We start from the raw sequence: 14,263 nt of genomic DNA on the forward strand, positions 1-14,263 counted from the left end.
TTAATGGAAGCGATTCTCGCATTGGAAGATGGACGATTTTTTCGCGGCAGGATGTTCGGCGCGGAAAAGGAAGTCGCGGCGGAAGTGGTGTTCAACACCAGCATGGCAGGATACCAGGAGGTTTTGACCGATCCCTCCTATTGCGGCCAGATGGTGGTGATGACCTATCCGCTGATCGGCAACTACGGTGTCAATCCGGAAGACTATGAATCGGAACGACCGTACCTGTCCGCCTTCATCATAAAGGAATTGAGCGGCATTCCCAGCAACTGGCGGTCGACCGAAACGCTGGACGCATTTTTGAAACGGCACGGAGTGGTGGGTCTCCAGGGACTCGACACGCGCGCCCTCACCCGGCATATCCGCGATAAAGGCGCGCAGAGGGCGGTGATTTCGAACGATGTATCGAATCCGCAGTTGCTGGTTGAGAAAGCAAAACGGGCACCGCAGATGGTTGGACGCGACCTGGTTAAAGAAGTGACATGCGAGCAACCGTACATCTGGGAGGAAGGCGACTGGGACTTGCGCAAAGGGTACACCCGCTTCGAACGCAAGGCCGGAGCGACGGCCTATTTCGTTGTGGCGATGGATCTTGGGATCAAGTACAACATCCTGCGCCGGCTAACGCAAAGCGGGTGTCGCGTGACGGTTGTGCCCGCCACCACAACGGCGGAGGAAATTTTGAAGCTCCAGCCTGACGGCGTGTTTTTGAGCAATGGTCCGGGTGACCCGGCGGCGGTAACTTATGCCATCGACACCGTACGGTCGCTCATCGGCAAAGTGCCGATCTTCGGAATCTGCCTGGGGCACCAGATTTTGAATCTAGCCCTTGGTGGGAGTACTTATAAACTGCGCTTCGGTCATCACGGCGGGAACCAGCCGATCATGGATTCGGAAACAAAAAAGGTGGAGATCACCTCACAGAACCACGGGTTTGCGGTGGACGCCGCGACCACACAACCCGATGTCGAGATCATCTCCCTCAATCTCAATGACCGGACCGTCGAAGGCATCCGTCATAAAACCCTTCCCGTGTTTTCGGTGCAGTACCATCCGGAAGCCGCCCCGGGCCCGCAGGATTCCTCCCATCTTTTTGAACGGTTCGTAAAAATGATGAAACAGGCTTCATGATCCGGGAAACACTCAATAAATTGATCGAGGACATCACCCAGTCGCACTCGATGGACGAGATATACCAGGCCAAGAAAGAATATCAGGCCATGTCGGGTGAAATTTTCGAGGACGACAAATCGTATGAAGCACGCATGGGTTTGTTCCTGGAATGGTTTTTGTTCGACCGTCCGATCAACGGCAGTGAAACTCCATTGCACAGGTTCATGGAGAACCGCTCGGAAGGGTTTTCCGGAGAAGAAAAGGAGTTGTGCGAGGGATTGAAAGAAAGCCGCCACAGCTTGTTCCTGATGAAAAAGTCGGGAAACGGACATGTGGTGGTGCGCGATCTGTTTGAAGATGAAAAACTGGTGGTGAAGGAGGATGAAGGAAAACTGTTTTTCAACAAGGAGGATGTGTTCGAAGCGCGACTCCTTCCCTTCCGCACAAAGTATTTTTTTACAGAAAACTTCTGTCATCATCCCCGGGCCACGTACAAATACATCCTGTCCAAAGTGAAGCCCGTTATTGCGGAAGAGAAGCAGGACCATAAAACTCTTAAAAAAATGAATAAGGAGTGGGGTTCGCTAAAGAAGGATATCGACAGCTTTACGCGAAAAATAGAAAACCTTTCTCTCAAACGGGATCGCACCGAAGCGGAAAAGAAAAAAGAGAAGCTGGGCCAAAAAGTTGAAAGTCTCAATGCAGAGAAACTCCAGTTGGAGATCCGGTTTTACGAACTCCAGAACAGGATGGATGATTTGGAAACAAACAAAATCCGCATTGGTCATCGAGCCCGGCGGCTTTCACTCATCAAACAACTTGCCTACATGAGCCTCAAGTGGGAGCGCTACCACAACGTGGACGTGAGGGATATTTACCGCGACTGATGCCAAAACGAACCGACCTGAAACGAATCATGATCATCGGGGCCGGGCCCATCATTATCGGGCAGGCCTGCGAATTCGACTATTCCGGCACCCAGGCCTGCAAAGCGCTCAAGGAAGAAGGCTACGAGGTCATCCTGCTCAACAGCAACCCGGCCACGATCATGACCGATCGCGAATTCACGCATCGGACTTATATTGAGCCCGTGACGCCGGACGTGGTCGAGCGCATCATTGCAAGAGAGCGTCCCGACGCCCTGCTTCCCACCATGGGTGGGCAGACGGGACTCAACACCGCGCTGGCGGCGGCGGAGCGCGGGGTTCTGGACCGGTACGATGTGGAGATGATCGGAGCCAACGTGCAGACCATCAACAAGGCCGAGGACCGCAGCCTGTTCAAGCAGGCGATGGAGAAAATCGGTTTGCAGTCTGCACCCAGCGGTTTTGCCACGTCCATACAGGAGGCGTGGGACATCGTGAAAGGTACCGGGTTTCCCGCCATCATCCGTCCCTCGTTCACACTGGGCGGCTCCGGTGGCGGCGTGGCGGAGACAGAGGCGGAATTCGAAACGTTGGTGAAACGTGGGTTGTACGCCAGCCCCACGCACACCGTGCTGATTGAAAAATCGCTTATCGGCTGGAAGGAATACGAACTCGAGGTCATGCGCGACATCCGCGACAACGTGGTGATCGTCTGTTCCATCGAGAACTTTGATCCGATGGGGATTCATACCGGGGACAGCATCACCGTCGCTCCGGCGCAGACCTTGACGGACAAGGAATACCAGATCATGCGCAATGCCGCCATCGACATCATCCGTGAGATCGGCGTCGAAACCGGAGGTTCCAACATCCAGTTTTCCATCGACCCGAAGACCGGCGAGATGATCGTGATCGAGATGAATCCCCGCGTGTCGCGCAGTTCCGCACTGGCGTCGAAAGCAACCGGATTTCCCATAGCCAAAATCGCGGCGAAACTGGCGGTCGGTTACACACTGGATGAAATCCAGAATGACATCACCCGGGAAACACCCGCGTCGTTCGAGCCGACTCTCGACTACTGCGTGGTGAAGGTTCCCCGTTTCACGTTTGAGAAATTTTTCAAGACCCCTCCCCTGCTCACCACACAAATGAAATCGGTGGGCGAAGCCATGTCGATCGGCCGCACTTTCAAAGAAGCTCTGCAGAAAGCTTTGCGTTCTCTGGAAATCGGGATTTGTGGACTTGAAGAAAACTTCGAATCGAAGCAGGAGGTCCAGCACCAGCCCATCGAGGATCACGAGGAATTGAAAAAGATGCTGGTCCTGCCGCACTGGGACCGACTGTGGCACGTTGCGGCGGCGCTTCGCCGTGGTCTTTCCATCGATGAAATTTACGGGTTGACCGGCATCGATCCCTGGTTCCTCCACAACATGAACGAAATCATCGAATTCGAGAAATCCCTTCAGCGCCTTGATGACTGTGACGCGCTGGACGAACCGACCTTGCGGCAGGCCAAGCAATACGGGTTCTCCGACCTCTACCTGGCAAGGCTGTTGAGGTGCAAAGAAGCTGATATCTCAACCCGACGTAAGGAATTCAACCTCTTTCCCGTATACAAGCGCGTCGATACCTGCGGTGCCGAATTCGAAGCACACACCCCCTACCTCTATTCCACTTATGAGGAGGAATGCGAGGCCAACCCCACCGACCGGAAAAAGATCATGATCCTGGGGGGCGGGCCCAACCGCATCGGCCAGGGCATCGAATTTGACTATTGCTGTGTTCATGCCGCCTTCGCACTGAAAGAAGATGGATACGAAACCATCATGGTCAACTGCAATCCGGAGACCGTGAGCACCGATTACGACACTTCCGACCGCCTGTACTTCGAACCTCTGACCTTCGAAGACGTCATGCACATCGTTCGGGTGGAAAAACCGGACGGCGTCATCGTTCAGTTCGGCGGACAGACCCCGTTGAAACTGTCCGTGTCTTTGTGGGAGGCGGGGGTTCCTATCATCGGCACCAGTCCGGACAACATCGACCGTGCGGAAGACCGCGAGCGCTTCAAGGCCGTTCTCGACAAACTGGGCCTCAAGCAACCGAATAACGGCACCGCAACCTCGTTTGCCGAGGCAAAAAAGATTGCCGACGACATCGGCTACCCGGTGGTGGTGCGCCCGTCGTATGTGCTGGGAGGACGGGCCATGGAAATCGTGTACACGCAGCAATCCCTGGACCGCTACATGAAGCACGCCGTCAAGGCTTCCCCTGAGCACCCCATCCTCATCGACGATTTTCTTGAAAATGCCACCGAAGTGGATGTCGATGCCATCTCCGACGGAACAGATGTGGTCATCGGTGGGGTCATGGAACACATCGAGGAAGCGGGGATTCATTCCGGCGACAGCGCCTGCTCCCTGCCCCCGTTTTCCATTCAGACGGAGATCATCGAAGAAATCATAATCCAAACCAAAGCGTTGGCCCGTGAGCTGGGGGTCATCGGCCTCCTCAATATCCAGTTCGCCATCAAGGATAAAGACATCTATGTGCTGGAGGTCAACCCGCGCGCCTCGCGCACCGTTCCCTTTGTCAGCAAGGCCATCGGCATTCCGCTGGCCAAACTGGCGGCACGGGTGATGGCGGGCAAATCGCTGGCAGAACTGAAATTCACCGAGGAGCCGGTGGTGCCGCATATCGCGGTGAAGGAGTCTGTATTCCCATTTATCAAATTTCAGGAGGTGGATGTCCTGCTGGGACCGGAGATGAAATCGACGGGGGAAGTGATGGGTCTCGATGCGAGTTTCGGCAAGGCATTTGCCAAGTCCCAGATTGCGACAGGGACGCCCCTTCCTCTCGAGGGAACGGTTTTCGTCAGTGTCAAGGATGCCGACAAGCCAGCGACGGTGGAAGTGGTCAAACGGCTGGCCGAACAGGGCTATCGCCTGCTGGCCACGAAGGGAACCGCGAAGTATTTGCAGGACCGTGGATTCGAGGTGACAACCATTAGGAAAGTGAAAGAAGGGTCACCGCATATTGTGGATGCGATTCAGGACGGAGAGGTCGATTTTGTGATCAACACCACCTTTGGAGAACAGGAAGTGAAGGATTCCTTCTCCCTGCGCCGGGCCTCGCTGGCCAAAAACCTGCCTTACTTCACCACACTTTCCGGAGCGTACGCCCTGGTCGGGGCGTTGAAAGCAATCCGCGAATCTTCTTTGGATGTGTGCTCGTTGCAGGAGTACTGGCAGAACCAGAAACAGCGGAGTCAATAAGCCAGGGTCCAATGAACAATATCCAGCAGATTGAACTGCGTCACCTTATCGGTAAAATGCGGGACTTCCCGAATCGGGGACTCAAACGGCGGTTTTTCCTTGTCAGCAGCCTTTTGTAATTCCCTTTCCTTTCGAGTCACCGCCCTCACTCGTTTTTTCTTTTTCCAGTATGGGAAGGGATTCAGTTTCGCGGCCCGCACAATGTGACCCTGGACGAAATTTTCCCCCGCCCGCACGACACCCACGGCAAAACCGGGTTGTACGTCCGCGATGCGGATGGCTCCGATCTTGTGGTACCAATGGCCCAAATCTTCATCATTCAACGGGTCCCTATATTCTGAGGAGACCCGAAATACCTGAAACGTGTCACCCACCTTCACACCGTTGTGTCTGCCGATGTTCAGAAACACCCGTTGATCGTTTTCTTTTCCATTCAGGGCGACGATTTGACCTTCCAGCATTTGGTTATTTGCGAAGGTGAGAACTCGCTCCAGAATCTGGTTTGTGGTGTGGTCCAAAACCTGTCCCATAGCCGTGCGATAGAAATCTCCCTGTAAAGGATCAAGGGATGCAGGAGTTTCTCCCAACGCCAGATCCCCGTTCAAGGAACGGTATACATAATCCTGTTTCCAGAACGACCTTCCAGTGAACCCGTTTATTAATTCCACCTCCAGTTGCGCAAGAGCGCTCAGTTTCTTGTCCGGCACCGGCTTGGCGGGTTTTTCAAATGAAAGACGGGGCCGGGGTGGCGGCCTCTTCCCCGGTTCGAACCGCAGTATGCGTGCACGCAAAATCAGTTGAGAGGTTCCTTTAAGGAACATTTCATTGCCGTTGACGTCGGGATTGAGGCCATAACCTTTTCCTGACCCCGATGAAACGACCATCAAGCGGGATTTTTCGACCTTCTTGACCAGGATATCGGTGATCAGGGAGCCCGGATCAAATTCCCCGGTCCACCCGGATTCATTTTTCACAGGCACAACCGTGATTTTCTTGAGATAATACGCCTCCGCCTCGGTCAGAAACGCGAGGCCCATTGCCATGAAGGCAAATACTGTTTGGAAAACTGGTTTAAGAAACTGCATCGCAACTCCTGTGTCCGGGGTTCCACCGGCTCCGGTTCTACAATACCCTGGATGACAGTAAATTCAGATATTTCCTTGGCTTGACAACTTTCGAACCCAAAGTAAAATACACCGCATGAAAAAGCTCTTTATTCTTATCGTTCTGTTTTCCACTTTCTTTATATTCGTGACCCCCGTTCTTGCCGAAAACCCGCCGGAGGGCATGGTGAAAATCCCCACCGGGTGCTTCATGATGGGAACCAATAACGTGTACGAATACGAAGTGGGACGCAAAAACGGCCGTGAGCGGCCGGTTCACCAAGTTTGCATAGACTCATTTTACCTCGACAAGCATGAGGCCACGCAGAAGGAATATGTGGAGACCATGGGCAAAAATCCATCCTATTTCCCCGGCGACAATCTGCCTGTCGAGCACGTCAAATTCAAAGAGGCGCAGGAGTACTGTTCCCTGCGGGGAAAACGCCTGCCCACCGAGGCGGAATGGGAGTATGCCGCCCGAGCCGGTGGTGTGGACGATTACCCCTGGGGGCCGGAGATAGACGGCGATTATGTCTGGTACGACCTCAATTCGGTGCGCAAACCGCATCCCGTCGGCACCCGGAAGGCGAATGCCTTTGGTGTTCACGACATGCTGGGAAGTGTGTGGGAATGGGTGAGCGACTGGTATTCCGACCATTATTACGAGGTCAGCCCGCGGGACAATCCGCAGGGTCCTCAGGAACGCCAGAGCTGGCGCGTGATTCGTGGGGGCTCCTGGGTGGACGATCCTGAAAACATCCGTGTTACGGTCCGTTACCGGGGAGATTCGGACGGCACCTATCATTTTCTTGTGGGTGTGCGCTGTGCCCGGGACCTCACCCTCACCCCCTCGCCCTGACCTTCTGTAAATCTGGAGGATCTTTTTTGGGGAAAGGGGCCCTAAACCTTTCTTTTTTCTTTTAGACTTTGGACCGCAAAACCGCAAACACCTTGTTCCTTAAATTGAGTCGTCGCTTTCCCAAAGCGAAATCGGAACTGGAGTATGAAACCCGTTTCCAATTGCTGGTGGCGGTTATCCTGAGCGCCCAGGCAACGGACGTCTCCGTCAACGCCGCAACGGCCACCCTGTTTCCCCAATATCCCACGCCCTCAGCCATGCTGAAAGCGGGTGAGAAGGGTCTGCTCAAACACATCCGCCGTATCGGCCTGGCTCCGACCAAGGCGAAGAACATCCTTAAGACCTGTAAGATTCTTCTGGAAAAATTCGACGGTGAAGTACCCGAAAACCGGGAAGCTCTGGAAAGCCTGCCCGGTGTGGGCCGCAAAACGGCAAACGTGGTGTTGAACGAAGGCTTCGGCCATCCTACCATTGCCGTTGACACGCATGTGTTCCGCCTTTCCAACCGGACCGGCCTTGCTCCCAGCAAAAACACGGTGGAAGCGGAAACCAGGCTTTTGGAAATTGTTCCAAAAAAGTGGAAACCGAATGCCCATCGTTACCTCATCATGCAGGGCCGATACGTGTGCAAGGCAAAAAACTACAACTGTTCCGATTGCGTCATTGTCCAGGAATGCGAATTTTCAGATAAACGTTTTTTGGCTGAAGAAACCGTTAAATAAAATAAATGAATTTCAATACGCCAAACTCTCATCAACAGGTGGTGGACAGGGTGCGGGCCGCAGCGCCCGCCGGTTCGATAATCGACACACTGGGCACGCTGGAGGCCGGAAACGTCTCCTACCCCTTATTGAAAATCACCTTCGGCACGCGAGGCGGTAAAACGGTTTTGATCTCAGCCGGAATTCACGGGGACGAACCCGCGGGGGTGGAGGCAGTCTGCACATTTCTTGAAAGCAGACTTTACGAACCTTATCTGGCTGAGTGGGAATTCCAGGTCATACCGTGTATCAATCCAACCGGCTTCGAAGCAGGTACCCGGGAAAATCATGCGGGAGAGGACTTGAACCGGGTTTTTCAATCGGACCATCCACCCCTGGAGGTGGCGTGTGTGAAGTCCGTATTTGCCAACGGGCCGTTTGATCTTGATCTCGAGCTTCATGAAGACGTCGATAGCGCCGGATACTACCTGTACCAGAAAGATCAGGAAAATTTTGTGTCCGACCTGGGACGGAGGATTCTGGATGCAGTGGAACTCGTGATGCCTCTCGATGAGAGCGAGGAGATTGAAGAGTCGCCTGCTGACCGGGGTTTGCTTGCGCGGCTCAAGGGTCCGGAGGAAATGGATTTCTGGCCCATGGCCATTTACGCATACGTCCGGGGATGCCGTCATATGTTCACCATGGAGACAGCGGGCCGCTTCCCCTTGGAACAACGAATAGAAGCTCACCTCACGGGCATAGAGGTGGCTTTACGGGAGTTTTCCCGGATTCCGCGATAAAAACAATCAGCGGGATCAGGCCTTGATTTCGGCGATGAGAGGAATTTTGATATCCTCGCCAATGTGGAGGGAATTGAGGTCTTTTCCAGGGTTGTAATAACCCAGGAGCCAAAGCGGAATCACGTACTCGTTGTTGCAAAGTTCCCACAAGGTATCCCCTTTTTTCAACTTCCGCACCAGAACCTTTTCGACCTTGTAAGTGGTGTAGAAATCTTCCTGGATTGCCTTGTGGTACTCCTGCCGCTTGGTTTCAAATTCTTCCGGTGTCACGCGGCGGAAAGGAACCTTGATGGTCTGATTGATATGAATCCGACTTCTCCATCGAAGGTTATTGAGCCGGCGCAGTTCTCGAATCGAGATGCGGGCCCAGTCTGCAAAATGGCTTAAGGTTTCATCGAAGTCCACCTTGGCGATACCAATGGGGTATTCCCCTTCCATCCGGGGTATGAAACGCATTGGGCGAAATGCCGGCCGGTCGGTATTGAACTCCTGAACGACCGTGCTGGCCAGAACCGTATCGCCCTCTTTCGTTTCATTTTTTGTGGAGACCTGCGGCTTCACTGCGACCTGCTTAACCGTCACCTCCAGCTTTTCTTCCTTGACCGTTTCCGGCTTTTTTGCAACCAGTTTGGCCTCGATCATGTTTGGATCTTTCGGCACCTTAACCCTCTGGCCAACCCGCAGGGCATGCGGGTTTGTGAGGTTGTTGATCTTCGCCAGAACGCCTACATGAACGCCGTGTTTTTTCGCGATACGAGTCAGTGTGTCGCGCCGTTTAACCCGGTACAGAAACGTATCGCCTACCTTGAAGTCATACTGGTTCCAGTCGGTTTTGATTTCGGTGACTTTTACCTTTTCATCACTCCAGCCGGGAATTTCAAGAACCTGCCCCCGATAAATCCGGTTGCGGTGACCAATGACGTTCAGTTCTTTCAGTTTGGAAACCGTCGTTCCCAGACGGTTGGCAATACTGATGAGAGTGTCCCCCCATTGAACTTTGTACCAGCGGGACCGCATCTGCTTATTGTGTTTCAGTGCTTCCGGGATATCTTCGTACAGGCCGGCAAGGTTTGGATACCTGTCTGCAGGAGCCTTCAATACGTAGTGCTTGGGGACGTGCTTTTTACCCGTGATCACCGGGCGACGCAGGGCCGGGTTGTAAAACGCAATCTCCTCCCGGTCCATCCCCAGGTATTTTTCCAGGGTGGAAATATTCACGTAGTCCCGGAGTTGCACCGTACTGTAGCTAATTGGTTTTTCTCTGACATGATTGGGGAAATACAGGTTGGGATTGCTGCTCACTTCCAAGGCTGCCAGGAATTCTGCGAAGAAATTGCGGGAAGCAAATCCAAAGGTACGGCTTTTGTAGTTCCGCACAATTTTAACAATGTCGTCCCCATGCCTTTTCTTGGCACGGGTCATTCCGCGCAACCCGTGGTTGTAGGCGGTGATGGCCAAAGGCCAGCTTCCGATGGATTCGTAATTGTATTTGAGCAGTTTCGCCGCGGCATAAGCGGCAAGGATGGGATCTTTACGCTCGTCCACCTCGTAATTGATGCTCATGAACCGGCGTCCCGTACTTCGTGTGAACTGCCACACACCCGCTGCGCCGGCACTGGAGTACGCGTGGACCTGGAAGGAAGATTCAACATGCGGCAAAGCCGACAACTGAACCGGGACCCCCACTTCCTTGAAGATTCTTTTGATCTCCGGCATGTATCGTCCAGCCCGACGGATGCCGTCTTCAAAACGGTCGGCCTGCCCCAGCTGGTCGCGGATGCGACGCGCAGCCTGGTAGAAGTCCTTCTTCACCAGGCGTGCTACACGATCTTCTTCGTAACTCAGGTTGTTGAAATTGCTGAGCCGGGCCAGTTTGTGAAGGATGGTTTTGTACTTGTTGATGGCCTTTCGGACTTCCCGTCGGCGATAGCGGTTGGATTTGTTGTCTCCCAATTCAACCACATGGTAGATGATGCTCAGGTCTTCATCGTCGTGAATGACTACTTGGCGGGTGGTGTACTTGCTGTAAATGGCCTTCCAGAAACTGACCTGCGTTTCCAACCCCACCGGAACGGTGAAGTTGAATTCCTTCTGCTCGTGGAACTCACCTGGAAACGTCGCCCAAACAGGCGAGGCAGTCAGGCTGACCAGACACAGCACGAACGCAATCAGGAGTTGTTTCAATCGCACGGAACCGAACCTTTCCCCTCAAAAAAAGTCCGAAGAATCGAGTATGGAGTCGTTGTCGGAAAGAAAGTGAATCGCCCCTCCCGGATTTTTCACGAACGCGTAGGCCAGATCAGCCTAAATGATTGTTTTTTAAAGATAACAAAAAGGTGACGGGGGGTCAAGCGCGATTCCAAGTAAATACAAGGGTTTCTGGGCCCCTTTCCTTTCTACGATCCGATAGAATCAGGGGCTCGCACGAATCATTTGGAGGGAGGCTGGTACTCCTGGTTCATTTTGTAAACAAATGCCAGCAACTCCGCAACGACTTGATAAATGGCCGGTGGGATTTCCTGGTTCAGGTTCACCTGGGAAAGGACCTGCACGAGGTCGGGATCTTCTTTTATGGGGATGTTGTGTTCCCGTGCAAGTTCTATAATTCGTTCTGCTATAAGGCCTTGCCCTTTCGCGGTGACCACCGGGGCGGTTTCCCGGGTGCCATCGTAGCGAAGCGAAACAGCGCTTTTGGGCTTTTTGGGGGATTCGTCGTTCATGTCTCGATGTCCACCAGCCGGGTGGGTTCCTGGATCACCCACTGGGTCAAATGATCCGGCAGGTCCCGGTCCACCTGTTCCTTCAGGGTAGTGGAAATGCGAACAGCAAATCCCAGTTCCTGCATGCGGGTTTTCAGGTCCAGGAGATGGTTTTCCAGGAATGTTTTCACACCCGGATTTTCCGTTTCGATGGAAACCGACAGGGCTTCGGGCCGCACATTGGTATCCACTCTCAAAGGACCAAGCGCGGTCATGTCGAGGAAGAACACCATGTTGAATGACTTGTTTTCAGGATTGGAGTTTTGCGAATCTCCTTCCCAGTCGCGCCGCACATAAATTTTTAGTTGTGACCCACCCTCAAACAACGATTGCGGCAAGGGCAACAGCTGGGGAATCTGCTCCTGCTTTGCAAACTGGTTCGACAACTGGTGAAACTCAATGCTCTGTACAGAACGGTGAACCGCCTGGAGAACCTCCTGCAACTGCCGCAAGGGAGCCCCGGTTTTCTGCGTGGCCTCCTCCAGCCGCGTCGCCAGGTCCATCAATTGACCTTTCAAGTCAAACTGCAGGCGTTGAAAGCGGTCGCTTCCTCCTTCCTGCAAAAGCAGGTTCCGCACTTTGGTTTCATACTGGATTCCCGATCGATCCACCATCTCCTGCATGCGCGGGGCCTCCAGTTTATTTTCAGACGAAGGTGAAAGCAGGCGCAGAGTATCCCGCAGTTTGCTCAGAAGTTCCGGGTCGATTTTCGATTCCCTCAACAGGGCTGGTTGATCGACAGCCTGCTTGAGAGTCGAGACCATCTCGTCGATGGGTTGTTGTGTTGTCATGAGAGGTTTTAAAAGAGAAGGAGTGACCGGGCGGATCACCTGGTCTGCGGAGCGGGCCTCCAGCCCATATCCGCCCTGGACCTTCCGGGGAGCCACCACCACTGGGTCACCGGGCCGGAATAAATAAGGGTTTGGAATTTTGATTGCCGCCTCCTCCCGACCCTGGGTTTTGACAACCAGGGTCCCCGCATCCTGTGGACGGACCGCGTGCAATACCGTCCGGCCGCGCGGATCTATTTGCAACCGGTTGAGGTCTTGCCGGGAAAAAACCGGTTCCACAGATGCCCTTTTTTCTCCCTGTGGTGACAAACGCGTAACTGCGGCTGAGGCGTTGCCCTCCTGCCCGGATCGATTTATTTGGGCAGGTGGCATGTTATCCACTTTAATGGGTTGGATTGAACCGGGATGAGGGCTATTTACCCTGTCAGCATGGGAAGTGGAGGCGCCGGAACCGGCTTTGCCTGAAGCCCCCACATTATCCTGCCCGGTTCGATTGAAAACACCGGTTTTGGTTTCTTTCGATTCCAGGGCACCGGGACTCGAAGACCCGGACTGCCCCTGACGCATCGCCCGCTTGGATAAAGTGGTTGTCACGTCGGCAGAGGATCCGGCTTTGTGGATTGAGGGAGTCCCCGGCTTTGGGGTGGTGGACCCGGAATCGATTAATTTCAAAACCGGCTCAGGGCTGATTTGTTCCACCTTCGCGGTGAGCAATTGACCGGGCTTCAGGTTTTGGGCCGATCCCAACAAAACCGGCTTTCCCTCAAACTGGACAATGGCGCGTCCCCCTTGCAGAACCTGCATCACCTTACCCTGAAGGGTGTCGCCGGGACTGAACATGCTTGCGAAGGCTTCCAGCTTGATTGTATTGAATTCTAATGAAACATTTTTAGGGGAAAGAATGCGGACCAGATTGGGCTGGGAATCGCTGAAAACCATTGCAGGGAAGTATCCCTTTTTCAGGCCACCACGTCGAGATGGACTCCTTGCGTTTTTTCTGCCATACCTGCAGACGGGGCGGCGGTGGATGATGAGGCCGGCTCTTTCGTATCGGCGGGTTCCTTCTTTTTCTTGATACGCACGCGGCGGCGGCGATTTCCTCCCTCATCGGGGTTGGCCGGGTCGGTGGGGTTGGAGTTTTCAGGATCCTGCACTTCCAACCGCTTGGCTTCGTTCTGACGCGCCTGCTCTTCTTCCGCCAGTTGGTCCAGTGCCAGATGAAGGGCCTGTTGAACCTGAACCTTCTCCACCACGGAACTCATCTGCAGAACATGCTGGGTGTTTGCTGGAAACGTGATAGGCATATTCTAAACCTTTTAAAACAAAGCCTTTTACTTAATCAATATACCCTGTGAGGGGGAATTGTCAAGTTGGGGCCCCTTCAGGATGCTGTGACAACAAACTCAGTGAAGAGCACGTCTGTGATAACCCCTGATCCACGCACCAGAAATGAGTTGGACATGGCCAGAATTTCCTGCTTCAACCGGGTTTTAATCGGTTTTTTGGGATTCTGGAAGTCTTTCAAGGTTTTACGGGACAATTGCCGGTAAATTCCGGAGCGCAGGTTGGGAAGAGCCTTTTCGAGTTCCTGGTCGAGTTTGTTGTTGCTGAGCAGAAGGCTGACCTGGATCTTTAAAAACTGACCGGTTTCGGTACCATTCTTGGCCGTGATGGGAAGAAAAAATGGTTTTAATGCGTACACATTTGGCTTTTCAAATGGCAGGGCCTCTTCTTCCTGGGCCTGCTGGGTGAAATCGGTTTCCAACGCCGGGGTGGTGAACATCAAAAAAAGGTAATAGGCGATGCCGGACAACAGCACGGCGCCCAGGGAAACGGCCGCATATTTAAGAGCCTGTTCGCGGTAAATCTGCAGCCAGAGGATCGCTTTTCGGAAGGGAGTCGCCTTTTTTAACTCATCTTCCTGCCTTTTCTCTTCCTCCGCTAACAGGCGTTCGATATCATCGGTATCTTCCAACACGATACCTGGATCACGATC

At 53.6% G+C, this 14,263-nt stretch carries 12 protein-coding genes; 6 read left to right on the top strand and 6 right to left on the bottom strand.

The window, feature by feature from the left end; all coding sequences use genetic code 11:
- Positions 1-3 precede the first annotated feature (3 nt).
- Genes carA through carB form a run of 3 tightly spaced genes read left to right on the top strand, consistent with a single transcriptional unit; the run spans position 4 to position 5,254 of the window.
- The gene (gene carA / locus ACTRXA_RS01985) at positions 4-1,131 is read left to right on the top strand and encodes a glutamine-hydrolyzing carbamoyl-phosphate synthase small subunit (protein ID WP_442425527.1); all 1,128 of its coding nucleotides are present in this window, start codon (positions 4-6) and stop codon (positions 1,129-1,131) included.
- Positions 1,128-2,000: a hypothetical protein gene (locus ACTRXA_RS01990; protein ID WP_442425528.1), complete on the top strand. Its 873-nt coding sequence runs from the start codon at positions 1,128-1,130 to the stop codon at positions 1,998-2,000. The genes carA and ACTRXA_RS01990 overlap by 4 nt, the downstream gene beginning before the upstream one ends.
- Positions 2,000-5,254, top strand: coding sequence for a carbamoyl-phosphate synthase large subunit (gene carB / locus ACTRXA_RS01995; protein WP_442425529.1), 3,255 nt, complete (start codon positions 2,000-2,002; stop codon positions 5,252-5,254). The genes ACTRXA_RS01990 and carB overlap by 1 nt, the downstream gene beginning before the upstream one ends.
- On the opposite strand, the gene ACTRXA_RS02000 is transcribed toward carB, so the two are convergent.
- The gene (locus ACTRXA_RS02000; protein WP_442425530.1) at positions 5,248-6,297 is read right to left on the bottom strand and encodes a FlgT C-terminal domain-containing protein; all 1,050 of its coding nucleotides are present in this window, start codon (positions 6,295-6,297) and stop codon (positions 5,248-5,250) included. The two genes, carB and ACTRXA_RS02000, sit on opposite strands and share 7 nt — an antisense overlap.
- A gap of 157 nt (positions 6,298-6,454) precedes the next feature.
- On the opposite strand from ACTRXA_RS02000, the gene ACTRXA_RS02005 reads away from it, so the two are divergent.
- The 3 genes from ACTRXA_RS02005 to ACTRXA_RS02015 all read left to right on the top strand — a co-directional run bounded on the left by ACTRXA_RS02005 (position 6,455) and on the right by ACTRXA_RS02015 (position 8,717).
- A complete protein-coding gene (locus ACTRXA_RS02005; RefSeq protein WP_442425531.1) occupies positions 6,455-7,216 on the top strand; it encodes a formylglycine-generating enzyme family protein in 762 nt (253 codons plus the stop codon).
- Between the two features lie 68 nt (positions 7,217-7,284).
- Positions 7,285-7,938 carry an endonuclease III gene (gene nth, locus ACTRXA_RS02010; RefSeq protein ID WP_442425532.1) on the top strand — a complete coding sequence of 218 codons (654 nt, stop codon included), beginning with the start codon at positions 7,285-7,287 and terminating at the stop codon, positions 7,936-7,938.
- 5 nt (positions 7,939-7,943) lie between these two features.
- Positions 7,944-8,717, top strand: coding sequence for a M14 family metallopeptidase (locus tag ACTRXA_RS02015; RefSeq protein ID WP_442425533.1), 774 nt, complete (start codon positions 7,944-7,946; stop codon positions 8,715-8,717).
- Positions 8,718-8,732: 15 nt separating this feature from the next.
- On the opposite strand, the gene ACTRXA_RS02020 is transcribed toward ACTRXA_RS02015, so the two are convergent.
- The 5 genes from ACTRXA_RS02020 to ACTRXA_RS02040 all read right to left on the bottom strand — a co-directional run bounded on the left by ACTRXA_RS02020 (position 8,733) and on the right by ACTRXA_RS02040 (position 14,245).
- On the bottom strand, positions 8,733-10,907 hold the full coding sequence (locus tag ACTRXA_RS02020) for a LysM peptidoglycan-binding domain-containing protein (RefSeq protein WP_442425534.1): 2,175 nt from the start codon (positions 10,905-10,907) through the stop codon (positions 8,733-8,735).
- Between the two features lie 239 nt (positions 10,908-11,146).
- Positions 11,147-11,437: an EscU/YscU/HrcU family type III secretion system export apparatus switch protein gene (locus tag ACTRXA_RS02025; RefSeq protein WP_442425535.1), complete on the bottom strand. Its 291-nt coding sequence runs from the start codon at positions 11,435-11,437 to the stop codon at positions 11,147-11,149.
- The gene (gene fliK, locus ACTRXA_RS02030; protein WP_442425536.1) at positions 11,434-12,267 is read right to left on the bottom strand and encodes a flagellar hook-length control protein FliK; all 834 of its coding nucleotides are present in this window, start codon (positions 12,265-12,267) and stop codon (positions 11,434-11,436) included. The genes ACTRXA_RS02025 and fliK overlap by 4 nt, the downstream gene beginning before the upstream one ends.
- 959 nt (positions 12,268-13,226) lie before the next feature.
- Positions 13,227-13,571, bottom strand: coding sequence for a hypothetical protein (locus ACTRXA_RS02035; RefSeq protein WP_442425537.1), 345 nt, complete (start codon positions 13,569-13,571; stop codon positions 13,227-13,229).
- 77 nt (positions 13,572-13,648) lie between these two features.
- Positions 13,649-14,245 (bottom strand): flagellar basal body-associated FliL family protein, encoded by a 597-nt coding sequence (locus ACTRXA_RS02040; protein WP_442425538.1) that lies wholly within the window; start codon positions 14,243-14,245, stop codon positions 13,649-13,651.
- Positions 14,246-14,263: the final 18 nt, after the last annotated feature.

Origin of the sequence: Nitrospina sp. P1_D6, from assembly GCF_052156615.1 — a bacterium.
Taxonomy (GTDB): Bacteria; Nitrospinota; Nitrospinia; order Nitrospinales; family Nitrospinaceae; genus Nitrospina.

Bases quoted from the DNA above. Each gene is read 5' to 3' on its own strand.
- ACTRXA_RS02005 (WP_442425531.1), top strand. From the start codon at position 6,455: ATGAAAAAGCTCTTTATTCTTATCGTTCTGTTTTCCACTTTCTTTATA.
- ACTRXA_RS01990 (WP_442425528.1), top strand. From the start codon at position 1,128: ATGATCCGGGAAACACTCAATAAATTGATCGAGGACATCACCCAGTCG.
- carB (WP_442425529.1), top strand. From the start codon at position 2,000: ATGCCAAAACGAACCGACCTGAAACGAATCATGATCATCGGGGCCGGG.
- fliK (WP_442425536.1), bottom strand. From the start codon at position 12,267: ATGACAACACAACAACCCATCGACGAGATGGTCTCGACTCTCAAGCAG.
- carA (WP_442425527.1), top strand. From the start codon at position 4: ATGGAAGCGATTCTCGCATTGGAAGATGGACGATTTTTTCGCGGCAGG.
- ACTRXA_RS02025 (WP_442425535.1), bottom strand. From the start codon at position 11,437: ATGAACGACGAATCCCCCAAAAAGCCCAAAAGCGCTGTTTCGCTTCGC.
- ACTRXA_RS02000 (WP_442425530.1), bottom strand. From the start codon at position 6,297: ATGGCAATGGGCCTCGCGTTTCTGACCGAGGCGGAGGCGTATTATCTC.
- ACTRXA_RS02015 (WP_442425533.1), top strand. From the start codon at position 7,944: ATGAATTTCAATACGCCAAACTCTCATCAACAGGTGGTGGACAGGGTG.
- ACTRXA_RS02035 (WP_442425537.1), bottom strand. From the start codon at position 13,571: ATGCCTATCACGTTTCCAGCAAACACCCAGCATGTTCTGCAGATGAGT.